Source organism: Janthinobacterium sp. P210006, assembly GCF_036231885.1.
GTDB lineage: Bacteria > Pseudomonadota > Gammaproteobacteria > Burkholderiales > Burkholderiaceae_D > Janthinobacterium > Janthinobacterium violaceinigrum.
The window spans coordinates 798,621-821,329 of the sequence record NZ_JAZARD010000003.1; the positions used below are offsets into that span (position 1 = coordinate 798,621).

Genomic DNA, 22,709 nt, shown 5'->3' on the forward strand with positions numbered 1-22,709 from the left:
GACACTACGGCAGCAAGTTGTAGGATAGCATTTTCGTTGCTTTTAGGCGAACAAACTTGCCTCAGATCATATAAAACGTGGCTTACACGCGCAAAGCGCGCATGCCATGCGCAGCCAGGTGTCCCAGCACCATGCCCGGCAGCGCCGTCAGAGCGCCGACCTCATGCGCAGCTCCGATGGCGATCGCCTCGCGCGGCATGCCGAACACCACGCAACTGGCTTCATCCTGCGCAAAATTATACGCTCCCGCAGCCTTCATCTCCAACATGCCTTGCGCGCCATCCTTGCCCATGCCCGTCAGGATCACGCCGACGGCATTCTTGCCTGCCGATTGCGCGGCTGAACGGAACAGCACGTCGACGGACGGACGGTGGCGGTTGACGGGTTCGCCCTGGTCGATCTTGGTCATGTAGTTGGCGCCGCTGCGCGTCAAGGTCAGGTGCGAATGGCCGGGCGCGATGTAGGCGTGGCCGGGCAGCACCCGTTCGCCGCCGGCCGCTTCCTGCACCGAGATCTTGCACAAGGAATCGAGGCGGCGCGCAAACGAGCGCGTAAACCCTTCGGGCATGTGCTGCGTGATCAGGATGCCGGGACAATCGGACGGCATCTGCATGAGGAATTCGCGGATCGCTTCCGTGCCGCCCGTCGAGGCGCCCACGATGATCAGCTTTTCGCTCGACGTCAATGGACTGCGCAGCGCAGGCAGCGGCGCGGCCGCCTTGTCGCCGGCCGATGGCAGGGTGCGTGCGCGGATGCGTGCCTTCGAGGCGGCACGGATCTTGTCGGCGATCATGTCCGTGTACTCGCGCATGCCGCTCTGGATGGAGATCTTCGGCTTGGTGACGAAATCGACGGCGCCCAGTTCCAGCGCGCGCATGGTGATTTCCGAGCCGCGTTCCGTCAGCGACGACACCATCAGCACCGGCATCGGACGCAGGCGCATCAGCTTTTCCAGGAAGTCCAGGCCATCCATTTTCGGCATCTCGACGTCGAGGGTCAGCACGTCGGGGTTGGTCTGCTTGATCATCTCGCGCGCCACCAGCGGATCGGGCGCCGCGCCCACCACTTCCATGTCGGGCTGGCTGTTCACGATTTCCGTCATGACGCTGCGGATCAGCGCCGAATCATCCACGATCAATACCTTGATCTTCATAGTTATCCTTCCAGGCCTTGCAGCCCTTATTCTAAATCGGTAAGAACGCCTGGCAAACCTGCATGGCGCATGGGACAGAAGCCCGCGCCCGGCAGGTTTTGCTCCGGCAGTTAAAACAGTTCGATCTCGCCGCCCACCGGCGCAACCTTGAGACGGCTGGCGTAATCGAGTTCGCGGCGCACCAGTGTATCGTTATGCGTCTGCATCAGCTTTTTCACCAGGACCTTGCCGCTGCGGGGGAAAAAATACACCTTGCGCGGGTGGATGTCGTTCAAGTCCTCGGCCACCACGCGCATCTTTTCCGCCTTCAGATAATTGATGACGAAGGCCGCATTGCGTTCGCCCACGTTGATCGCCGTGAAGCCGCGCAGCACGGCGCCGCCGCCGAACACTTTCGCTTCCATGTTCTCGCGCCGCGCGCCCGCCTTCAGCAAATCGTTGATCAGGATCTCCATGGCGTAGGTGCCATAGCGCATCGACGCCGAGATCGGGCTATTCGGGTCGCTGCCGCCGTCGGGCAGCATGAAGTGATTCATGCCGCCCAGGCCAGTGACGCGGTCGCGGATGCAGGCCGAGACGCAGGAGCCGAGCACGGTGACGATCAGCATGTCCTTGTTGGTAAAGTAATACTCACCAGGCAAGATCTTGGCGGCGTCACAATTGAACGTCCTGTCGTAATAGACGTTAGTGGCAAATTGCTCTTTGGGTTCCAGGCTCATATTTCACTCTCATGTACGATGCGACGATGCCTTGGGTGCGGCGCCCCGTGGCTGATCGAGCTCATAGACTGTTTTACCGCGCAGCTTCAATGAATCCGACACGTACAGAAAATTCTCCGAATGACCCGCAAACAGCAGGGCATCGGACTTCATCAACGGCACAAAGCGCGACAGGATCTTGCGCTGCGTCGCCTTGTCAAAATAAATCATCACGTTACGGCAAAAGATGACGTCGAACTGGCCCGTCAGGGGCCAGCTGTCGGCCAGCAGGTTGAGCGGCTTGAAGGTGATCATCTGGCGCAGTTCCGGGCGCACCCGCACCTGCCCCTCGCGATCGCCCTTGCCGCGCAAGAAAAAGCGCCGCGCACGGTCGGCCGGCATTTTGTCGAGCCGGTCCAGGTTGTAGACGCCATTGGCGGCCGTGGCCAGCACGTTCGTGTCGATATCCGTGGCGATGATGGTGACGGGCGGCGTGAGCGTATTGAACGCCTCGCACACCGTCATGGCGATCGAATACGGCTCCTCGCCGGTGGAACTGGCCGAACACCAGATGGTGATCGGCCCGCTCAGTTTTTTCACATGCTCGGCCAGCAGCGGGAAGTGATGCGCCTCGCGGAAGAACGACGTCAGGTTGGTCGTCAGCGCATTCGTGAACGCTTCCCACTCGTCGCCCATGCGGCCCGCTTCCAGGTCGTCCAGGTAGCGGACGAACGAGGAGATGCCGGTCGCGCGCAGGCGCCTGGCCAGGCGGCTGTAGACCATCTCCTGCTTGCTGTCGGCCAGCGCGATGCCGGCCCGCTTGTAAATCATGGCGCGGACCCGCTCGAAGTCCTTGCCAGTAAAGTCAAATTCCTTGACCGAATCCGTTTTAGTTTGCGGCATTTGTTTTTACCTCTCTATGACTACTCTGACCAATGCCTTTGCAAGTATAACTAGCGGGATCGGGTTGGCGTCAGAACTCTTCCCAATCGTCGCCGCCGGCTGCCGCCAGCTTTTTCGCGGGCGGTGGCGTGCCGGCCTGCGCCGCCTTTGCCACCGGCCGCACGGTTGCCGCCACACTTGGTACCGGCCGTGCCGCCACCGTCAGGGGTAGGGGCCTGGCCGCCGGCGCCACGCTCTCGCCACCCAGCTTGAAGATGCTGACGGCGTCGGCCAGTCTCTGCGCCTGGTCCTGCATGCTCTCGGCCGCTGCCGCCGCTTCCTCGACCAGCGCCGCGTTCTGCTGCGTCATCTGGTCCATCTGCGCGATGGCCTGGTTGACTTCCTCGATGCCATGGCTCTGTTCCTGCGTTGCCGCCGTGATCTCGCCCATGATGTCGGCCACTTGCCGGATCGACGTGACGATCAGGCCCATGGTCTGTCCCGCCTCGTCCACCAGGCGGCTGCCCGCATCGACCTTGTCGACCGAATCGCCGATCAGGCCCTTGATCTCTTTCGCCGCGCCGGCCGAACGTTGCGCCAGGTTGCGCACTTCCGACGCCACCACGGCAAAGCCGCGACCCTGCTCGCCTGCGCGCGCCGCTTCGACTGCCGCATTCAAGGCCAGGATGTTCGTCTGGAACGCGATGCCGTCGATGACGCCGATGATATCGACGATCTTGCGCGAACTGTCCTTGATGGAACCCATGGTATCGACCACCTGCGCCACCACCTTGCCGCCCTGCTCCGCCACCGACGATGCCGACACGGCCAGCTGGTTGGCCTGGCGCGCGTTGTCCGCGTTCTGCTTCACGGTCGACGTCAGCTCTTCCATCGACGATGCCGTCTCTTCGAGCGAACTGGCCTGCGTTTCCGTGCGCGCCGACAGGTCCGCATTGCCGCTGGCGATCTCGCTGGACGCCACGGTGATGGTTTCCGTGCCCTTGCGCACGTCGCTGACGGTCTGCACCAGGCTTTCGTTCATGTCCTTGAGCGCCTGCTGCAGCGCGCTCGTTTCATCCTTGCCTTCGACCACCACGCGCGACGTCAGCTCGCCGGCCGCCACCTTCTGCGCCACGGCCAGGGCGCCCGACAGCGGCACCGTGATCGAACGCGTGATGAAGATGGCGCACCAGGCGCCGATCGCCACCGCCGCGCCGCCCAGGATGAACAGCACCGTCATCAGGCGCGCATCGGCCGCCAGCGAGTCGTCCATGAAGCTTTGCTGGGCCACATGCTGCAAGTCGAGCAGCTTGTTGATGTCGGCCAGGGTCGCCTTGTTCAAGGGATCGATGCGGGTGGCAATCACCTTGGCCGCGCCCTCGCTGTTAAACGCCAGCACCTGCCCCATCGCTTCCTTGAAGGCGGCATCGACTTCGCCGTCGACCTTGGCGATATTGGCCAGCAGCGTTTTCTCGCCGTCGGACAGGCCCAGGCTGGCCAGCTTGCCGCGCGCGCCATCGTACAGCTTGCGCTGCTCGCGCACCTTGCCCTCTTCCACCTGCATCAGGCCCACGTCGCCCTGCAAGCCGATGTTGCGCATGGCGATGCCCGTTTCCAGCATCGCGCTTTTCATCAGCGACGCCTGCGTATTCTTTTCGCTTGCCAGTGCCAGGCCCGTGAGCAGCTGGGCCTTGTTACGGTAATTCAGTGCATTCGCCGAAACGATCACTACCACCAGGATGGCCAGGATGCTGCCGAAACCTATGCCCAGCCGGGTGCCTATCTTAAAATCGCGCAAACTCATTACAGTCTCCAATATTTATGTGAACGGCGCCCGTTCAACCGGACGGCGCCGTGTTATGGCCGGGTCTCTATCGGACCTTGCAGCCTGCCGGCGCGCCTCTGGGTACTGCCCGCGCCGGTACATGCATATCTGTAGTGATTCTTTGCGTGGTCAAACGGCGGCGCACCGGGCGCCGCCCTGCTGCCGTCCGGCCGCTTACGCCGCCAGCTTGTCGATCAGGCCCATCTCGCTGCTCGACATCAGCTTGTCGATATCGACGAGGATCAGCATGCGTTCATCGATGGTGCCCAGGCCGATCATGTAGTCGGTCGAGAACGCGGTGCCCATTTCCGGCGCCGGCTTGACTTGCTCCGGGCTCAGGGTGGTCACGTCGGAAACGCTGTCGACGACCATGCCGACGATGCGCCCGCCGATGTTCAGGATGATCACCACCGTGAACTGGTCGTACACGGGCGTGCCCAGGTTGAACTTGATGCGCATGTCGACCACGGGAATGATGATGCCGCGCAGGTTGATCACGCCCTTGATGAATTCAGGCGCATTGGCGATGCGGGTGACCGCTTCGTAACCACGGATTTCCTGGACCTTCAGGATATCGATGCCGTACTCTTCGGAGCCCAAGGTGAAGGCCAGGAATTCACGGCCGGCGATGTCCTTGCCGTCGCCCGCATTGCTTCCGGATGTTTGTTGAGTATCTGACATGGTGCGTTTTCCTATCTTTATCTATCGGTATTACGAAAAAATGGACTCGTCAGCCAGCTGGCGAGAGGAGCGGATCAGGGCGGCGACGTCGAGAATCAGCGACACGCCGCCATCGCCCAGGATGGTGGCGCCGGAAATGCCCACCACCTTGCGGTAATTCGATTCGAGGTTTTTTACCACGACCTGCTGCTGGCCCACCAGGTCGTCGACAAACAGGGCCGCCTTGCGCCCTTCCGTCTCGAGGATCACGCAGATGCCTTCCGAGGGACTGGTAAAGCGCGGCGCGATGTCGAACATCTGGTACAGCGGGATCAGCGGCAGGTATTCGCCGCGCACCTTCACCACCTGGCCTTTACCGCTGATGTCCTTGATATCCTCAACGGCCGGCTGCAAGGATTCGATGACAAAGCCCAGCGGCAAAATATACACTTCGTCGCCCACGCGGATCGACATGCCGTCCAGGATGGCCAGGGTCAGCGGCAGCGAGATGGAAATCGTCGTGCCGAAGCCCTTCGCCGAACGGATGTCGACCACGCCGCCCATGGCGCTGATATTGCGCTTGACGACATCCATGCCCACGCCGCGGCCCGACACGTCGGTGACCGCTTCAGCCGTGGAAAAGCCGGGCGCGAAGATCAGCTGCCACACTTCGGCGTCGCTCATCGACTCGGACACGTCCAGGCCCTGCTGCGCGGCCTTGGCCAGGATGCGCTCGCGGTTCAGTCCAGCGCCGTCATCGGAGACTTCGATGATGATGTTGCCGCCCTGATGGCTGGCCGAGAGGAACAAACGGCCCGCTTCCGTCTTGCCGGCGGCCACGCGGGCGGCCGGCATTTCCACGCCATGGTCGATGCTGTTGCGCACCAGGTGCGTGAGCGGATCGACGATGCGCTCGATCAGGCCCTTGTCCAGTTCCGTGGCCGCGCCATTCGTGATGAAATCGACCTTCTTGCCCAGTTTCGTGGCCAGGTCGCGCACCATGCGGGGAAAGCGCGAGAACACGAAATCCATCGGCATCATGCGGATCGACATCACGGCTTCCTGCAAGTCGCGCGTATTGCGCGTCAGGTGGCTGACGCTGTCGAGCAGTTTTTCATGCAGCATCGGGTCGAGCGCGCTGGCGCGCTGCTCGATCATCGCCTGCGTGATCACCAGCTCGCCCACCAGGTTGATCAACTGGTCGACCTTTTCGATCGAGACGCGGATCGACGACGACTCGGCACCGGCCTTGTCGCCCTCTTTCTTGGCCGGCTTCTTTTCCTGCTCCGCTTCGGCCACGGCGCTCGCCACGGCCGGCGTGGCGGCGGCGCTGGCGTTGCCCGCCTTGGCCGCATCGGCGCGAATCTGTTCGAGGGGCTGGAAGAAACCGTAGCCCCGTTCGGCGTCGCTCTGCACGCCGGCGGCGGCGCGGATATCCTCGAGCGGCTGGAAAAAACCGTAGCCCGGGTCCGCCGCGCCCTGCGCCGCAGGCGTCGCCGGCAGCGGGTCGAAGAAGCCGTAGCCCTGGGCTTTTTCCTGCGCCGCGCGGGCCGCTTCGGCTTCGCCTGGCGCCAGCGGCGGCGCCTGCGTGATCACCATGTCGTCGGGATTGAGCACGAACGAGCAGATGGCCAGGATATCGTCCAGGCTTTCATGCGTCGTCACTTCCAGCACCTTGCGCGCGTCGGGCAAGGCGGACACGGCGACGTCGCCCAGCAAGCCCAGTTCGGCCGCCAGCGCATCGACTTCGCGCTCTTCCATCTTCGGCAGCTCCAGGCGGTAACGCTGGCCGCCGGCGTGGCTGACGGTTTCCTTTTCGGCCGTATGGAAAGCCGGCGCGACGGGCGTGAGCGCAGCCACGGGCACGTCCTGCGAGAACGACTGCAGCATCATGCGCACGTTCGCCACGGCATCCTGGTCCACGGCGCTGCCCAGGCGATGGCCGTCGAGCTGCATCTTGAGGATGTCCTTGGCGGCCAGAAAGGCGTCGACGTGTTCCGCCGTCAGGGCCATCTGGCCCTGGCGAATGCGGTCGAGCAGCGACTCGAGGATGTGCGTCACCTCGCTCATGTCGGAGAGGCCGAACGTCGATGCGCCGCCCTTGATCGAATGGGCGGTACGGAAAATGGCATTCAGGTCTTCGGCGTCGGGCGCCGCAATATCGACGGCCAGCAGCAGCCGTTCTTTTTCAGCCAGCAGTTCTTCGGCCTCATCGAAAAAGACCTGAAAAAACTGGCTAATATCGATGGTCATAGGGTGACTCCGTCAATTGCATCGTTGTGCTGCGCGGCTGGCATCAGCCGATCACCTTCTTGACCACTTCGATCAGGCGTTGCGGATCGAATGGCTTGACCAGCCAGCCATTGGCGCCGGCGGCACGTCCCTTCGATTTCATTTCGTCCGACGATTCCGTCGTCAGCATCAGGATGGGTACCTTCTGGTAGGTCGGCAGTTCGCGCAGCAGCTTGATCAGCTCCAGGCCATCCATGCGCGGCATGTTCTGGTCCGTCAATACCAGGTCCACGGTTTGCAGCTTGGCTTTTTCCAGTCCGTCCTGGCCGTCGACGGCCTCCACCACCTGGTAACCGGCGGCTTTCAGACTGAACGCCACCATCTGGCGCAATGAGCTGGAATCGTCCACTGCAAGTATCGTTTTGGCCATCTTTGCTCCCACTTATTCCGGGCATCCTGCCCGAGTATTTGATTAATCAATCCATGCAACCGCAAGCGTTCCGCATCCTCATGCTAGAACAGCTCGATGTCGCCACTTTCCAAATGCTGTTGACTGACAGCCTTGCGCAGCACGCTGCGCAACTCCAGGCTTTGAATCGCCAGCGCCATGCTGACCCGCCCCAGCAAGGCGACAATTTCTTCATTGTCGCTTTCCGGCAACATCTCCGCGCCATGCGAGCCCAGGGTCCCCAGGAACTCGCGCAAGCCCGTCACGCGTTTCAGGGTGCGCTCGATCAGCTGGCTGGTCATGTCCTGGAACTGCAAGCTGGTGATGGCGGCATTCACGTAGCCCCCCACCTCATCCTGCAGCGCCAGCAGTTTTTCACGCTGCTGCTCGGCCGGAATACCGCCTTCGAGCAGCAGGGCGATGGTGTCTTGCTGCGCAGCGACGGCTGCGTGTATCGCCATGAAATTGAAGGACAGCTTCTCGATCGCCTCTTCCAGCAAGATGCCGGTCTGCACCAGGTCGGTTTCCACCTCCGTCAAGTGCTTGCGGCCATGGTCCGACACGCCAGACAGCAGGCGCTTTACATGCGAGCCAAGTATTTTCTTTCTTGTCATAAAGGTCTCATTGTTTCAATACACCACGCGTCGATAGCCTTGCGTGTTATTTTTTCGCCGCTGCCGGGCTGGGGGCTGGCGCCGCCGCGGGTGGCGCACCGGCCGCCAGCCCTGACGCCACGGCGGCGGCAGCGGCATCCGTCACGGGCAGCTCGATCGCCGAACCATCGCGCAGGACATTTTCTTCCGTGCGTTTGTTCATGACGATGATGCTGATGCGCCGGTTGATCGGATTGAAGGGGTCGAGCTTGTCCAGGTGGGCGGCCGAACCCAGTCCCACCACGCGCAATACTTTTTCTTCCTTCATGCCGCCAATCACCAGTTCGCGCCGCGACGCATTCGCGCGGTCCGCCGACAATTCCCAGTTGCTGTAGCCGGCGTCGCTCATGTAGGGCGTCGAATCCGTATGCCCGGACAGGCCGATGCGGTTCGGCACTTCATTGAGCACGGAGCCGATGGCATGCAGGATTTCCTTGGTGTAGGGCTGCAGATTCGCATTGGCGAGCGCAAACATCGGACGGTTCTGCTCGTCGACGATCTGGATGCGCAAGCCTTCGCTGGTGATATCGAGCAGCAATTGGTTCTTGTATTTTTTCAGCAGGGGATTGGCGTCGATGGTCGCTTCGATGCGCGCCTTCAATGCCTGCAGGCGCCGGCCTTCCTCGCGTTCCAGCGCGGCCTTGGCGGAATTGAGGTCGAAGGACTTGCGCTGCTGCTCTTCCTGCGCCTTGCGTACCTGGCCATCCTGGCGCGACAGGTCCTGCCCGCCGCCCTGGATCACGGAATTGCTCTCGCCGCTGCCGGAGCCGCCCGCCATCGCCACCTTCAACGGCGTCTTGAAGAATTCGGAAATGCCGTTCAAGTCGCCCTTCGAGGTGGAGCCCAGCAACCACATCAGCAGGAAAAAGGCCATCATGGCCGTGACAAAGTCGGCGTAGGCGATTTTCCACGCCCCGCCATGGTGTCCGCCAGCCGTCTTCTTGATACGCTTGACGATAATCGGGCGCATGCCTTCATCGGCCATGGCGTCCCCCTTCCGTGTGCTGCAAATGACTCATGGTGTCCAGGCGTATTTTCACTGCTTACTTCGTTTTCGATTTCTTGATGTGGTCTTCCAGCTCGTTGAACGTCGGGCGCTCGGTCGAGAACAGCACCTTGCGGCCGAACTCCACGGCCAGCGCCGGCGCATAGCCGTTCAGGCTGGCCAGCAGGGTCACTTTCACGCACTGGAACATCTTGCTCGACTCTTCCAGCTTCTGCTCCAGCAGGCTGGCCAGGGGACCCACGAAACCGTAGGCCAGCAAGATGCCGAGGAAGGTGCCGACCAGCGCGTGCGCGATCAGCATGCCCAGTTCGGCCGGCGGTATGCCCACCGATTCCATCGTATGCACCACGCCCATGACGGCGGCGACGATACCGAAAGCGGGCAAGCCATCGCCCACCTTGGCAATCACGTGGGCCGGCACGGCGCCTTCGTGATGGTGCGTCTCGATTTCGTTATCCATCAGGTTTTCGATCTGGAAGGCATCCATGTTGCCCGATACCATCAGGCGCAGGTAATCGGTCATGAATTCGACGATGTGGTGGTCGGCCAGCACGGCCGGATACTTGGAAAACAAAGGGCTTTCCTGCGGACTGTCGATATCGCCTTCGATCGACATCAAGCCTTCCTTGCGCACCTTGCTGAGCACTTCGAACAGCAGCGACATCAGCTCCATGTACAGCTCTTTGGTATAGCGCGAGCCCTTGAACAGGCTGGGCAAGGCGGCCAGGGTGGCCTTGATGGCCTTGTTATTGTTACCAACAAGGAAGGCGCCCAGGGCGGCGCCGCCGATCATCAGCAACTCCAGCGGCTGGAACAGCGCCGCCAGATGGCCGCCGGCCAACGCGAAGCCGCCAAAAACCGAGGCGCAGACGATGATGTATCCGATTATGACTAACAAGTGCCCTGACTCCCAATAATGGCCGGGGCTGTATGCCCGGCATGTTCAAACCTGTACTGTCTTCTGGCGGCGACCCCGCCGGCGCAGACAGCGGCAAAAAAAGTAACTGGAAGTTAATTGAAATGCCCCGCTTTTCAAGGTAATTCCGAGAAAATGCCGTGTGGAACTACAATAACGTGAGATTGCCCTACGGGCAAGCAAATAACGCAGACAATTGCTTAAAAGCACCATATGTAAAGCAAAGGACCACCCTCTGTGGCGGCGATGGTCTTATCGGGCGCGCGCGCGGCAATCTGGAATTCGTAACTAAGAAGCATGCTACCGGGCAACATTTCCGTTTCCGCCTTGATCCACAGGGCCGCCATCGCCGCGGGCGACAGGTAGGCAAAGACCACGTCGTAGCGGCCGAAATCGAGCGCCGCATAATCGCCGCGCAGGAAACGCGCGCCACTGCCCGTCAGCCGCGCACGCAAACGGCTGGCCAGCCACGGCAGCGGCGCCAGTTCGATGCCGCAAAACTGCCCGTCGGGCCGGCGCCGCGCCAGGTCCAGCACCAGGCCGCCCAGGCCGCTGCCGATATCGACCAGCCGCACGCCGGGGCGGTCCGCGATCAGCTCGGCCACCGCCTGCCAGACTTTCGGGCCGGATGGGTAAAACGGCACTTGCGTGCGAAACGTGGACCAGTACAGGCTCAACAGGAAAACAAAGGCTGCCAGGAACACGGCGGGAGGCCAATCGAGCAGGCTGGCGGCCAGCAAGGCGGGCGCAAACAACAGGCCGATCGCGCACCACCAGCGCGCCAGGCCCGCGCGCCACGTCAGGAGCGCGGCCAGCACGCCCTGCAGCAACGCCACCACCGTCAGCGACATGGCCAGGCCGGCGCGCGCCAGGCCATATACCAATAGCAACATCAAGGGAAAGGCCAGCACCTGGATCAGGATGGCCTTGAGCGCGGGCGCGCGCAGGATTTGTTGCAGCATGGGACAGTCGCCGGAGGAAAACGCCAGTGTAAGCGAAAGCGCCATGAAAAAGCCGGAGTCCGGTCTGGCGACCGCTCCGGCTTTCCATGGGGCTATGTTGGGGACAGGATCAGGCGACGACGCCGGGCGGCGCAACGGCGGCCGCCTCATCGCGCGCCTTCTTGGTCTTGCCGGCACGCGAAGGCATATGGCACAGGCCGCAGACATAATCGGCGTTCAGGTCGAGGCAGTTGACGACAAACTTGCCGCCGCACTTGCCGCAGGGCGCCATGTCCAGCATCTTGCTGCTGAAAAAGCGCACGAGCGTCCAGGCCCGCGTCAGCGACAGCAGCGGCTCTTCCCCCGCTTCGGGCGGCATCTGCTCCAGATACAGCTTGTATGCCTTCATCACGGCTTCGATGCCGGTGGCGCCTGCGTGGTCGATAAGGAACTTGTGGATATTGATGAACAGCGAGGAATGGATATTCGGTTGCCAGGTGAGGAACCAGTCGGTGGAAAACGGCAGCATGCCCTTGGGCGGCGAGACGCCTTTCAATTCCTTGTACAGATTCAGCAGGCGTTCGCGCGACAGCGAGACTTCCGTCTCCAGCAGTTGCAGGCGTGCGCCCAGCTGTATCAATTCGATGGCCAGCTGGATTTCTTGCGCTTCCGATACGACACTTTTCTTGGCCATGCTGTGTGCTCCACTACTGACTGATACCGACTCTGAATGACGAGATTGACGTTATGCGATTTCTTCGACGCCTTGGCCAGCCATCAGGATGGCGGCGTGCGATTGGGCCAGCGAACGGTCTTTATTGTAGTTCGTCAACATGCCCAGGATGGCGCTGTCGTCGAAACGGAAGCGGGCCAGCATCATGTTGCCGCCTGCCAGTTTCAGGATCTGCGCATTGCTCATGCCTTCGATCAGTTCGGCGATTTCGGCGGCTATGCCCAAACGGAAGATGGCCGTTACCTTGTCCGCACGAATCATTTGCTGGGCCAGCATCAGGTAGCTCAGGTTAGCGTCGCGAATCTCAGCCATCATATCGTTAGCAGTCATTTCCATCTCCTCAATCCGTTGAATTCAGCTGGCGTTGTGTGTTGCCAGTGAGATACATTCTGCAGGAGCAACATCAAACGCAACAGAGGCAAAGCACTGTATTTTTGGTCGGGGAATAGCGGATGGGACCGTAGGTGTTTGTCTGACAAACACTGCTCGATCATGGTCGCACGCCAGTAACGGCGCGGATGTGGGGGATGGGCACGGTGCGGGATTTACCCCGTTTCAGGCCTGCAATAAATATCACTTTTTTACAACAACTTGACTGAAATCAAGCCTACCTACCTAGATAACGGCTGCCTTGGCAGGAACTTTAGGGCTTTTTTGAAAAATATTTAAAAAAGCCCCATCCGTTTTTGACCGGTTTGACACCGTTCATGTAATCGTTGACGGCGGCGTCTGGCAAAACTTTAGGGTTATTTGAAAATATTTTGAAAAATCGTGATTTTTTTCGTTGACGCCCCGCAGAGCGGCTATTTTCACGCTGCATCCAGGGCAGAAATCCCGTTTTGCGGCAGGGATTTGCTACACTGCCTGCTTCCGCACAATACTTTAGGCTTCAAGCAATATCGTGCCATTCAGATAAGTACCAAAATGAAAGCCACCATGATTTCTCGACATGACTGCAGCGCGCGCGACCTCGATGATCGTCTGGCGCCCCTGCGCCAGCAATTCGACTTACCGCAAGGCGTGATTTACCTCGACGGCAATTCCCTGGGCGCGCGGCCGAAGGCAGCGCTGGCCCGTGCCCAGCACGTCATCACGGCCGAATGGGGCACGGACCTGATCCGCAGCTGGAATACGGCTGGCTGGTTCGACCTGCCCAAGCGCCTGGGCGACCGCCTGGCCCCGCTGCTGGGCGCCGGCACGGGAGAAGTGGTGATCACCGACACCACGTCCGTCAACCTGTTCAAGGCGCTGGCCGCCGCCCTGCAGATGCAGGCCGCCGATCCCGCCCATGCCGCGCGCAGGAGCATCGTCAGCGAACGCAGCAACTTCCCCACCGACCTGTACATGGCTCAAGGCCTGGCGGCCTGGCTGGACCGCGGCTACCAGCTGCGCCTGGTCGACAGCCCCGAGGAACTGGCGCAAGCCATCGACGCCGACTGCGCCGTCGCCATGCTCACGCACGTTAACTACCGCACCGGCTACCAGCACGACATGGCCGCTATCAGCAGCCATTGCCACGCGCAAGGGGCACTGGCGCTGTGGGACCTGGCCCATTCGGCCGGTGCCGTGCCGCTGGACCTGAACGGCGCCGGCGCCGACCTGGCCGTCGGCTGCACCTATAAATACCTGAATGGCGGCCCCGGCTCGCCCGCCTTCATCTGGGTGCCGGAAAAGCACCAGGCGCGCTTCCGCCAGCCGCTGTCCGGCTGGTGGGGCCACGCCACGCCGTTCGCCATGGATCCGGGCTTTGCGCCGGCCGACGGCATCGCCCGCGCCCTGTGCGGCACGCAGCCGATTCTCTCGCTGGCCCTGGTCGAATGCGGCCTGGAGATCTTCGCGCAGACGAGCATGGAAGCCATCCGCCACAAGTCGCTGGCCCTGACGGACCTGTTCATCGCGCTGGTGGAACAGCGCTGCGCCAGCCATCCGCTGGGCCTCGTCACGCCGCGCGAGCATGCGCGGCGCGGCAGCCAGGTCAGCTTCACGCACCCGCACGGCTATGCCGTCATGCAGGCGCTGATCGCGCGCGGCGTGATCGGCGACTACCGCGAGCCGGCCATCATGCGCTTCGGTTTCACGCCCCTGTACACGAGCTTTGCCGACGTGTGGGATGCCGTGGAAATCCTGCGCGACATCCTCGACACCCAAGCCTACGACATCGCCGCCAAGCGCGACGCCGTCACCTGATCCATCCCATGAGCGACGACAAGAATATGAACAAGGAAAACAGCAGCGGCTGCCCCATGCACGCTGGCGGCCAGCAAGGCGCCGAGTGGCATGGCGCGCAGATGGATTTCAGCGAATCGATGAGCTATGGCAACTACCTGGCGCTGGACCGCATCCTCACGGCCCAGCATCCGCTCTCGCCCAACCACAATGAGATGCTGTTCATCGTGCAGCACCAGACCAGCGAACTGTGGATGAAGCTGATGCTGCACGAAATGCATGCCGTGCGCGCCAACCTGCAAAGCGGCGACCTGGCGCCCGCCTTCAAGATGCTGGCCCGCGTGGCGCGCATCATGGACCAGCTGGTGCATGCCTGGGACGTGCTGGCCACCATGACGCCGCCCGAATACACGGCCATCCGGCCCTACCTGGGCGCCTCGTCCGGCTTCCAGTCCTTCCAGTACCGCGAAATCGAATTCGTCTTGGGGAACAAGAACGCCGCCCTGCTCAACGTGCATACGACGGCGCCCGACACCTACAAGGTGCTCGACGCTGCCCTGCGCACACCGTCCGTCTACGATGAAGCCATCAAGCTGCTGGCGCGCAGCGGCCTGCCCATCGCTCCCGAGCGCCTCGATGCCGACTGGACCCTGCCGACCAGCGCCGACGCTTCCGTGAAAGCGGCCTGGCTGGAAGTCTACCGCGACCCGTCGAAACACTGGGCCCTGTACGAGCTGGCCGAGAAGCTGGTGGACCTGGAAACGGCCTTCCGCTTCTGGCGCTTCCGCCATGTGACGACGGTGGAGCGCATCATCGGCTTCAAGACGGGCACGGGCGGCACGGCGGGCGTGAGCTACTTGCGCAAGATGCTCGACGTGGTATTGTTCCCTGAATTATTCGCCCTGCGCACGGAGTTGTAATTTAAGGAGCATCGATGTCGCCTCTCGTACTAACCCTGGCCGGCCTGTGGAACTCCGGGCCGCAGCACTGGCAAACCCGTTGGGAAGCGCGCCACCCGCAATGGTCGCGCGTGCCGCACGGGCAATGGCAAACGCCGGACAAGGACGAGTGGGTGACGGAGCTCGACCGCGCCATTGCCGCCTGCCCGCGCCCGCCCGTGCTGGCCGCGCACAGCCTGGCCTGCGCGCTGGTGGCCCACTGGGCTGCCAGCGGTTCGCCGCACAGGATCGCCGGCGCCTTCCTGGTCGCCCCCAGCGACGTGGAAGCGCCCGCCTACCCTGCCGGCACGACGGGCTTTGCGCCCATGCCGCTGCAAGCCTTGCCGTTTCCCAGCCTGGTGGTGGCCAGCGGCGATGATCCCTACGTCAGCTTCGCGCGCGCACGCGCGTTTGCCGCCGCCTGGGGCAGCGAACTGACCATGATCGGCGACGCCGGCCATATCAATGGCGATGCGGGCTACGGCCCCTGGCCGGAAGGCGAACAGCTGCTGCTGGACTTCTGCGCCGCGCACCAGCCCTGAACCGGGGCGCGCACGATAGGCCCGTATTTGCCCACAAGTAAGAACGCAGGCAGAATCGTGGCCTTTCCATTGCGGCGCCCGGCGCCAGCCCCACGATGAAACGTCTGCTTTTGCCCTTGCTCCTCTGCTCTGCGCTGGCCCACGGCGCGCCTTTTTACGAAGGCAAGAGCCTCGCCCATCCCGCCATCAGCGCGTCGCAGGACAGCGGCTTCGATATCGCCTTCCTCAAGGAAAAGGATGGCGTGAATGGCTACTATTGCGAGTGCAAGGGCGGCAACGCGAAACCCGTCCTGCTCGACCAGTTCGGCAACGCCGTCATCCGCTCCGTCTTCTACGCCTCGCTGGACAAGGAGACGAACGACAGCGTGCAAACCATGCTGGTGCTGTTCCGCCAGGGCGACAGGAATGGCTTGCGCGCCTACCGCTACCACCGCAGTTCCGGCAAATACCGGCGCCTGGACGGACTGCAGCCGGCCCTGAACCGCATCGCGGCGCAAAGCGCCAATCCCAATGCAGGGCAGGTCAAGGCGGCGCTGGCCAAGCTGGCGCCCATGGACTACAGCGTCGCCCGGGGCAAGAGCGGCAATACGGACTTCGACGCCATCGACCATACGCAAGGCACCATCGTCGGCTACTACAGCGATGACGGCAAGCCCGTGGCCGCCGGCAGCACGGACGCCATCACCTACAAGAAAACCTTCCTGAAAAAAGGCGAGCGCTACCTGACGGCCAGCTATACCCTGTACAGCGATGCGGGCGCCGGCATCCTGCCCAATTACCGCCTGTGGCAAGTGACGTGGGAAACGGCGCCGCAGCAGTTCACGGGCAGCGAAGACGGCCCGTCCGTCTTCTACAGCCTGGCCTGGGACGGCGGCTCGGTGGTCGAACGGGGCCAGTACGTGAAAGGCAAGCGCCAGGGGCTGTGGGTGCGCGAAGGCATGCATGAAGGCAGCGAAAAAGGCCATTTCGTCGACGGCCTGCAGGAAGGCCTGTGGCGCTTCGACTACCCCAGGCAGAGCGAGAGCGGCATGTACCGGGCCGGCAAGCGCGAAGGCCGCTGGACGGTCGTCAACTATGCCGACGAAGACGAAGTCACGGGTTTCGATACCTATGCGGGCGGCCAGCTCAATGGCCCGCACGAACGCAGCATGGGAGGCAAGCTGCGCACGCGCGGCAACTACGTCAATGGCACGCGCCATGGGCCGTGGATCACGGAAGACGGCGACGGCAACTTCATCAACGGCTTGCGCGACGGCCCGTGGAAGCTCAAGCTCAAGGACAAGGCCACGCAAAGCGTCACTTTCGTGAACGGCAAGAAGCAGGGCGAGGCGGTCGACACGGACGCCAGCGGCGCGTTGCGCCTGCGCGACCATTACCAGGCGGGCGTGCTGGACGGCGCGCGCACGCGCTACCTGGGCCCCGCCGGCAAGGAATACGTGGTCTACACGGCCACCTTCCGCAGCGGCCAGCTGGACGGGCGCGAACAGGCATTCGACGACAGCGGCAAGATCCTGCGCCTCGACACCTTGTGGGACAACGGCAAGAAGCAGGGCCTGGACGCGCGCTACTACCCGAACGGCAAGCCGGAACGCCTGGCCGTCATCGACCAGGGCCGCCTGCTCACGCACCTGCGCGAATACTATGAAGACGGCCAGCTGTTCAACGACATCCACCGCTGCACCTTCCAGGAATACGGCAGCACGCGCGACGACGTGTGCGAGTACCACCACATGTACTACCCGGACGGCAAGCCGCAGTCTTACTACGCCTTCCAGTACGGCCAGCGCCAGGAGGGATACGAGAACTACCCGAACGGCAAGCGCAAGAACGAACTGCTGGTCGACCGCGCCGCCGACACCTCCGTCTTCAACGTGTACTACGAAAGCGGCCAGCTCAAATGCACGGAGCCGCGCAGCGGCCACAGTACGCGCACGGTGAATGGCCAAACCATGAACAGCTACGCGTCGACCGACCGCGACGGCGACAATATCTGCTACCACCCGAACGGCAAGGTGGCCAGCATTTTCACCTTCCGCAAGCGCGTGCTCGTCGATTGCGGCAAGCGCTACGATGACACGGGCAAGCAGACGTTCCCGGGGCCGGAAGGCTGTCCGCCCCCCAGGCAGGTTACCTACCCCATAGGATTGTGATCATGACGCAAGCAGAACGGCCGCAGTGCATCCAGAACCCCGAGCGCATCGACGCCGCGGCGATCCGCGCCGCCATCGCCGATGGCAAGCAGGTGCTGGTGCAGTTCAATACCCTGGCCGAGCCGGAACCGCTGCTGGCCGACCTCGACGCCCTGGCCGCCACCTGCGGCACGGCGCTGACCATCCGCATCTACGGTTACGACCCGAGGGTGTTCGATGCGCACATCCTGCGCGCGCTGCCGCATGTGGCCAGCCTGTCCATCGACTACCACCGGCAAGCCATCCACCTGGAAGCGCTGGGTGAACTACGCCACCTGAAGCGCCTGAGCCTGGGCGTGTACGAACTGGCGCAAGCCGACATCCTGCAGCTGGAGAATTTGCGCGGCCTCGAATACCTGCATCTGGGCGAGTCGGCCAGGGACAATATCGACCTGGCGCCCCTGCGCCACTATGCGCACCTGGCCAGCCTGGTCATCGAGGGCCACCACCAGCACATCGACACCGTGGCCGGCCTGCCCGCGCTGCACGAGCTGTCGCTGTACCGTATCAAGAACAAGGTGCCGCTGGATTTCATTTCGCAGATGGCCCGCCTGGACAGGCTGCTGCTGCAGCTGGGCGGCCGCGCATCGATCGCGCACATCGAGGCGCCGCTGCTGAGGAAACTGGAAGTGATACGCGTGCGCGGCCTGGAAACGCTGGGCGACATCGGCCGCTTCCCGCTGCTGCAGGCGCTATGGGTGGAAGACCAGATCAAGCTGCGGCAGATCGCGCTGGGGCCGAATCCCGTGCTCGAACGCCTGAACCTGCACACCTGCAAGACGCTCGACAACCTGCCCGGCCTCGCCACCTTGCCCGCCCTGCGCCAGCTGTCGGCATCCGAGACCATGCTCGACATCGACGCCTTGCTCGCGCATGGCTTGCCCCCGTCCCTGACGCATGCGCGCCTGCGCACCGGCAGGAAGACACGCGACGACGCCATCGCCGCGCAGCTGGCGGAGCGCGGCTACAGCAACGCGCGACTGTAAGGCATCGCTCTTCTCGCACAGGAATCGCCCCATGTACCAGCCGCCCACCCAACACCGCATCCACCAGCCCGCGCACATCGACGCGGCGGCCATCCGCACGCTCATCGGCAACGGGGAGCAAGTCATCGTCCAGTTTACGCAGAACCGCTTGCCGGCGCCGCTGCTGGCCGACCTGGACGCGCTGGCCGCCACCTGCGGGCCGGCGCTGGAAATCCGCTTTTTCGGCGCCAGTACAGAACCGTTCGACGCCGACGTGCTGCGCGCGCTGCCGCACGCCGTCAACCTGTCGCTCGACTGCCACATGCGCGCCATTCACCTCGAGCAGCTGGGCGAGCTGGGCCGCCTGAAGCGCCTGCACCTGGGCGTGCATCACCTGGCTGAACTCGACATCCTGGCGCTGGGCAGCCTGCGCGGCCTGGAAGCGCTGAGCCTGGGCGAAACGGGCAAGGGCCAGATCGACCTGGCACCGCTGCGTCACTGGCCGCGGCTGGCGCAGCTGCACACGACGGGCCACGTGAAAAACATCGACGCCATCACGGCCCTGCCCGCGCTGACACAACTGTCGCTGTCGCAGGTCAAGAGCAGGGATGAGGTGGACTTCGTCAGCGCCATGCCGGCGCTGACGCGGCTGCGCTTCATCCTCGGTGGACGCGCATCGATCGCCCACCTCACGGCGCCGCGGCTGGAGGAGCTGGAAGTGGTACGCGTGCGCGGCATGGAAAACCTGGGCGATGTTGGCCGCTTCCCACTGCTGGCGCGGCTCTCGGTGGAAGATCAGATCAAATTGACGGAAATCAGCCTGGGCGCCAATCCGATGCTCGAATGGCTGGTTCTGCGCAACTGCAAGACGCTGCAGCGCTTGCGCGGCGTCGCGGCGCTGCCTGCGCTGCGCGCCCTGGCGGTGAGCCAGACGCAGCTCGATTTCGATATGCTGGTGGCCGAGGGCTTGCCGCACGCACTGCGGCAGTTCAGCTTTGGGACGGGGAAAAGACAGCGCGACAAGGAAATCGACGCGCAATTGACGCAGCTCGGTTACGCCAAGGCGCCCTACTATTGAAAACAGCGGTTTGAAAACGACATTGAAATCAGCGGCTGGCCGCCAGCTTGCGCTGCCACAGCGCCACGTCGATCATCACGCCGTCAGGGCCCGTGTTGCGGATGTAGACGCGGTAGCTGCCCTGTCCCATGTCGCCATCGAGATAGGCCGTGCGCTCGTTGCGCTGCAGCCGGGCGCCCTTGGCCAGCTGGCGGTAGCGCTCCACCACCGTGTCGAAACTGGCATAGCTGCGCAGCGCAACTTCCAGGTCGCGCGGCGGGCGGCCTTCGGCATGGTCCAGCACATTGTTCTGTTTCTTGCCCTTCAAGGTGAGCGGATAGGCAAATACACCGGCGCCGGCCGACGTCAGCACCGTGGATTTATCGAGCAGCAGCGGCAGCAGCGCGGGCGGATACGCGGGCGGCAGCTGGGCGCGGTTCCAGCCCGGCAAGGCCGGCTGCGCCAGCACATACTCGACCGTGGCGATCTTCTGCCCGTCGGCGCCCGCTTCCTTGTCGCCCGCGATCAGCGCCAGCATGGGCGGCAATTGCCGGGCCCAGGCCAGCAAGGGCGCCGCTTCGCCGACCAGCATGCCCTTGCGGTGAAAGACCGTCAGCACCGCGTTCGGATCGGGATTGCAGACTTTCGCCAGCGGCTGTCCCTCGAGGTGGCAATGGCCGTTGACGAGGCCAAAGGCGATGATGGCGCCGCGCTTGTCGAGCAGCATGGCGCCCCGTTCGCGGCCCTGCTTGCGGTCATTCATCGACGCCAGCAGCTGGCGGCCATCGGCCAGCACGGTGCGCGTGGCGTCGCGCTTTTCGCTGATCGCTTCGAGCGCCTGCGCCAGCAGCAGTTCATCGTCTTCCGTGTAGCTGCCGCGCGCGTAACCAAAGAAATCGAACAGGGCGGCGCGCACCTGCGCATCGTCGCTCAGGCGCGGCAAGGGGCCGCCGGCCAGCAGGGAAGACAGGCTTTTCCCGGCCGGCGCCGAGGGTGCCGCCGTGGCGCAGGCGGGCTGGGAAAGGACGCAGGCCGCTGCCAGCACGGCGCCGCCCAGGGTGCGGTAATTCGAAAAGATGATATGCATGATTCTGTCAGTCGGGGATTTGGCCGCAATTGCGGCCACGCAGGGCGCGCCGGCGATTCTAGCATGGCCTCAGCCCCCTTGCGGCGCGGCTGGCGGACGGCGCGTGCGCCGGCGGGGCTGCTATGATGGCCGCAATGACGATCTCTCCCCCTGCCCCGACACTGCTTGTCCTCCTGCCCGGCATGGATGGTACGGCCAGTCTGTTCCGGCATTTTGAGGCCGCCCTGCACGCGCAGGCAGCCATCGGCATCCGGGCCATCACCTACCCGGCCGTACCGCTGGACTACGCGGCGCTGGAAGCGTTCGTGCGCGAGCGCTTGCCGCGCGACCGCCCTTTCGTGGTGCTGGCCGAATCGTTTTCGGGACCGCTGGGCGCCGCCCTGCGCGCCGCGCCGCCGCCCGGCATGCGGGCCCTGGTCCTGTGCTGTTCGTTCGTGCGCAATCCGCGCCCGATGCTGGCGCCGCTGCGCCACCTGCTGGACCTGGTCCCCTTTGGCGCCCTGCCCGGCTTCGCCCTGCGCCAGGCGCTGCTGGCGCCCTATGCCACGCCGCAACTGCAGGCGGAACTGGCAGCGGCGCTGGCGCAGGTGCCCCCTGGCGTGCTGCGCCAGCGCCTGCGCGCCGTGCTGGAAACCGACGCCTCGCGCAGCTTCGCGCGCGGCAGCCTGCCCGTACTGTATCTGCGCGCCCGCCACGACCGCCTGGTGCCGCCCGCCAATGCGCTGCACATCGCGCGCCTGGCACCGGGCACGCAGCTGGCCGATATCGCCGCGCCGCACATGCTGCTGCAGGCGGCGCCGGCAGCGGCAGCCGGCGCCGTCGCCGCCTTTATCGAGGGCCTGTCAGCTGCGCAGACGCTCGCTTAGGTGCACGCTCAGGCGCGCGCTGGCCAGCACGGCCAGCCAGCTCAAGCCGCCCGACAGCACGCTGAAGTAGATGGCCCGCAGCGGATGCTGGGGCAGCAGGTACGCAAGCACGGCCGCACCCAGCAAGCCGCACAGCAGCGCTTTCATCCTGCCAGGCGGCAGCAGCGCCAGCAGCAGATTCGTGCCCGCATACACGTAAAACACCAGCAGCAAGGCCAGGCCGCCCGCCACGCCGCGCGAACCAAGGCTGCCGAACAGCTGCGTGTACAGGAAAAATCCCAGCCAGCTCAACGCGATAAACAGCAGGCAGCCCAGCGCATGCGCGCCCAGGCCCGCCATCAAACGGATTTTCATGGCTGCTTGAGTACGGGAACGAAGCGGTGGCCGCAGGCATGGCACATGAAGGTGCGCGCATATTTGTCCTGCAGGGCGGCGGCCTCCTTGTCCCAATTGGCGACGAAGGTCGTTTGCGACAAGGCGATGGACGCGACGCCCCCTGCCACGAAGATCCAGAACAGGCCATTTGCGCCAGCCTGGTAAAAGACGACGGCGGCGATGACAAAAATGATCACGCCCAGCACGATCAGCCCTGCCTTCTGGTGGGTCTGCATCGTCGGCCCGGCGGCCTGGCGCGACAGCAAGGTCTGGCTGCGCGTATGCGCATGGCCATGGATGAAATCACCATCAATCCTGCCCGATATATGGGTAGAGGTGCCGGAAATGCCGGAGGCATGCACCATGGAGAGGCGTTG

The 22,709-nt window shown here is 63.5% G+C and carries 23 protein-coding genes; 7 read left to right on the forward strand and 16 right to left on the reverse strand.

Annotation, left to right across the window (positions count from 1 at the left end; translation table 11 throughout):
* Positions 1 to 82 precede the first annotated feature (82 nt).
* From VPH41_RS17585 to flhD, 13 genes are all read right to left on the reverse strand, one after another.
* A complete protein-coding gene (locus tag VPH41_RS17585) occupies positions 83 to 1,153 on the reverse strand; it encodes a protein-glutamate methylesterase/protein-glutamine glutaminase (protein ID WP_287778950.1) in 1,071 nt (356 codons plus the stop codon).
* Positions 1,154 to 1,263: 110 nt separating this feature from the next.
* Entirely contained in the window at positions 1,264 to 1,872 is a 609-nt protein-coding gene (gene cheD, locus VPH41_RS17590; protein ID WP_131378402.1) for a chemoreceptor glutamine deamidase CheD, read from the reverse strand.
* Between the two features lie 9 nt (positions 1,873 to 1,881).
* The gene (locus VPH41_RS17595; RefSeq protein ID WP_070278818.1) at positions 1,882 to 2,754 is read right to left on the reverse strand and encodes a CheR family methyltransferase; all 873 of its coding nucleotides are present in this window, start codon (positions 2,752 to 2,754) and stop codon (positions 1,882 to 1,884) included.
* Between the two features lie 70 nt (positions 2,755 to 2,824).
* On the reverse strand, positions 2,825 to 4,537 hold the full coding sequence (locus tag VPH41_RS17600) for a methyl-accepting chemotaxis protein (protein ID WP_328570950.1): 1,713 nt from the start codon (positions 4,535 to 4,537) through the stop codon (positions 2,825 to 2,827).
* 195 nt (positions 4,538 to 4,732) lie between these two features.
* Positions 4,733 to 5,239 carry a chemotaxis protein CheW gene (locus VPH41_RS17605; protein WP_152257163.1) on the reverse strand — a complete coding sequence of 169 codons (507 nt, stop codon included), beginning with the start codon at positions 5,237 to 5,239 and terminating at the stop codon, positions 4,733 to 4,735.
* A 30-nt stretch (positions 5,240 to 5,269) separates the two neighbouring features.
* Complete coding sequence (gene cheA / locus VPH41_RS17610; RefSeq protein WP_328570951.1) at positions 5,270 to 7,471, reverse strand: chemotaxis protein CheA; 2,202 nt, start codon at positions 7,469 to 7,471, stop codon at positions 5,270 to 5,272.
* Positions 7,472 to 7,514: 43 nt separating this feature from the next.
* Positions 7,515 to 7,880, reverse strand: coding sequence for a response regulator (locus VPH41_RS17615; protein ID WP_034758362.1), 366 nt, complete (start codon positions 7,878 to 7,880; stop codon positions 7,515 to 7,517).
* A gap of 83 nt (positions 7,881 to 7,963) precedes the next feature.
* On the reverse strand, positions 7,964 to 8,512 hold the full coding sequence (locus VPH41_RS17620; protein ID WP_152257165.1) for a chemotaxis protein: 549 nt from the start codon (positions 8,510 to 8,512) through the stop codon (positions 7,964 to 7,966).
* Positions 8,513 to 8,558: 46 nt separating this feature from the next.
* The gene (gene motB, locus VPH41_RS17625) at positions 8,559 to 9,536 is read right to left on the reverse strand and encodes a flagellar motor protein MotB (RefSeq protein WP_287778944.1); all 978 of its coding nucleotides are present in this window, start codon (positions 9,534 to 9,536) and stop codon (positions 8,559 to 8,561) included.
* Positions 9,537 to 9,594: 58 nt separating this feature from the next.
* Positions 9,595 to 10,455 (reverse strand): flagellar motor stator protein MotA, encoded by an 861-nt coding sequence (motA, locus tag VPH41_RS17630; protein WP_152257168.1) that lies wholly within the window; start codon positions 10,453 to 10,455, stop codon positions 9,595 to 9,597.
* Between the two features lie 218 nt (positions 10,456 to 10,673).
* A complete protein-coding gene (locus tag VPH41_RS17635) occupies positions 10,674 to 11,435 on the reverse strand; it encodes a class I SAM-dependent methyltransferase (protein WP_328570952.1) in 762 nt (253 codons plus the stop codon).
* A 109-nt stretch (positions 11,436 to 11,544) separates the two neighbouring features.
* Positions 11,545 to 12,108 carry a flagellar transcriptional regulator FlhC gene (flhC, locus tag VPH41_RS17640; protein WP_152282605.1) on the reverse strand — a complete coding sequence of 188 codons (564 nt, stop codon included), beginning with the start codon at positions 12,106 to 12,108 and terminating at the stop codon, positions 11,545 to 11,547.
* A 51-nt stretch (positions 12,109 to 12,159) separates the two neighbouring features.
* Entirely contained in the window at positions 12,160 to 12,477 is a 318-nt protein-coding gene (flhD, locus tag VPH41_RS17645) for a flagellar transcriptional regulator FlhD (protein WP_034758381.1), read from the reverse strand.
* Between the two features lie 606 nt (positions 12,478 to 13,083).
* On the opposite strand from flhD, the gene kynU reads away from it, so the two are divergent.
* The 6 genes from kynU (at position 13,084) to VPH41_RS17675 (ending at position 20,025) form a co-directional block, all read left to right on the forward strand.
* Positions 13,084 to 14,334, forward strand: coding sequence for a kynureninase (kynU, locus tag VPH41_RS17650; RefSeq protein ID WP_152257171.1), 1,251 nt, complete (start codon positions 13,084 to 13,086; stop codon positions 14,332 to 14,334).
* 8 nt (positions 14,335 to 14,342) lie between these two features.
* A complete protein-coding gene (gene kynA, locus VPH41_RS17655; protein ID WP_442906281.1) occupies positions 14,343 to 15,233 on the forward strand; it encodes a tryptophan 2,3-dioxygenase in 891 nt (296 codons plus the stop codon).
* A gap of 14 nt (positions 15,234 to 15,247) precedes the next feature.
* The gene (locus VPH41_RS17660) at positions 15,248 to 15,793 is read left to right on the forward strand and encodes an RBBP9/YdeN family alpha/beta hydrolase (protein ID WP_328570953.1); all 546 of its coding nucleotides are present in this window, start codon (positions 15,248 to 15,250) and stop codon (positions 15,791 to 15,793) included.
* 95 nt (positions 15,794 to 15,888) lie between these two features.
* On the forward strand, positions 15,889 to 17,943 hold the full coding sequence (locus tag VPH41_RS17665) for a toxin-antitoxin system YwqK family antitoxin (RefSeq protein WP_328570954.1): 2,055 nt from the start codon (positions 15,889 to 15,891) through the stop codon (positions 17,941 to 17,943).
* Between the two features lie 2 nt (positions 17,944 to 17,945).
* Positions 17,946 to 18,968, forward strand: a complete 1,023-nt coding sequence (locus VPH41_RS17670; protein ID WP_328570955.1) for a hypothetical protein — start codon at positions 17,946 to 17,948, stop codon at positions 18,966 to 18,968.
* Between the two features lie 31 nt (positions 18,969 to 18,999).
* Positions 19,000 to 20,025 (forward strand): hypothetical protein, encoded by a 1,026-nt coding sequence (locus tag VPH41_RS17675; protein ID WP_328570956.1) that lies wholly within the window; start codon positions 19,000 to 19,002, stop codon positions 20,023 to 20,025.
* A 28-nt stretch (positions 20,026 to 20,053) separates the two neighbouring features.
* On the opposite strand, the gene VPH41_RS17680 is transcribed toward VPH41_RS17675, so the two are convergent.
* Complete coding sequence (locus VPH41_RS17680) at positions 20,054 to 21,091, reverse strand: hypothetical protein (RefSeq protein ID WP_328570957.1); 1,038 nt, start codon at positions 21,089 to 21,091, stop codon at positions 20,054 to 20,056.
* Between the two features lie 134 nt (positions 21,092 to 21,225).
* Between VPH41_RS17680 and VPH41_RS17685 the strand changes: the two genes are divergently transcribed.
* Complete coding sequence (locus tag VPH41_RS17685) at positions 21,226 to 21,957, forward strand: alpha/beta fold hydrolase (RefSeq protein ID WP_328570958.1); 732 nt, start codon at positions 21,226 to 21,228, stop codon at positions 21,955 to 21,957.
* Here the strand turns inward: VPH41_RS17685 and VPH41_RS17690 are convergent.
* Both VPH41_RS17690 and VPH41_RS17695 read right to left on the reverse strand, forming a co-directional pair.
* Positions 21,934 to 22,311 (reverse strand): hypothetical protein, encoded by a 378-nt coding sequence (locus tag VPH41_RS17690; protein WP_328570959.1) that lies wholly within the window; start codon positions 22,309 to 22,311, stop codon positions 21,934 to 21,936. The genes VPH41_RS17685 and VPH41_RS17690 overlap by 24 nt on opposite strands.
* Positions 22,308 to 22,697, reverse strand: coding sequence for a hypothetical protein (locus VPH41_RS17695; RefSeq protein WP_287778711.1), 390 nt, complete (start codon positions 22,695 to 22,697; stop codon positions 22,308 to 22,310). Before VPH41_RS17695 ends, VPH41_RS17690 begins: the two co-directional genes overlap by 4 nt.
* Positions 22,698 to 22,709: the final 12 nt, after the last annotated feature.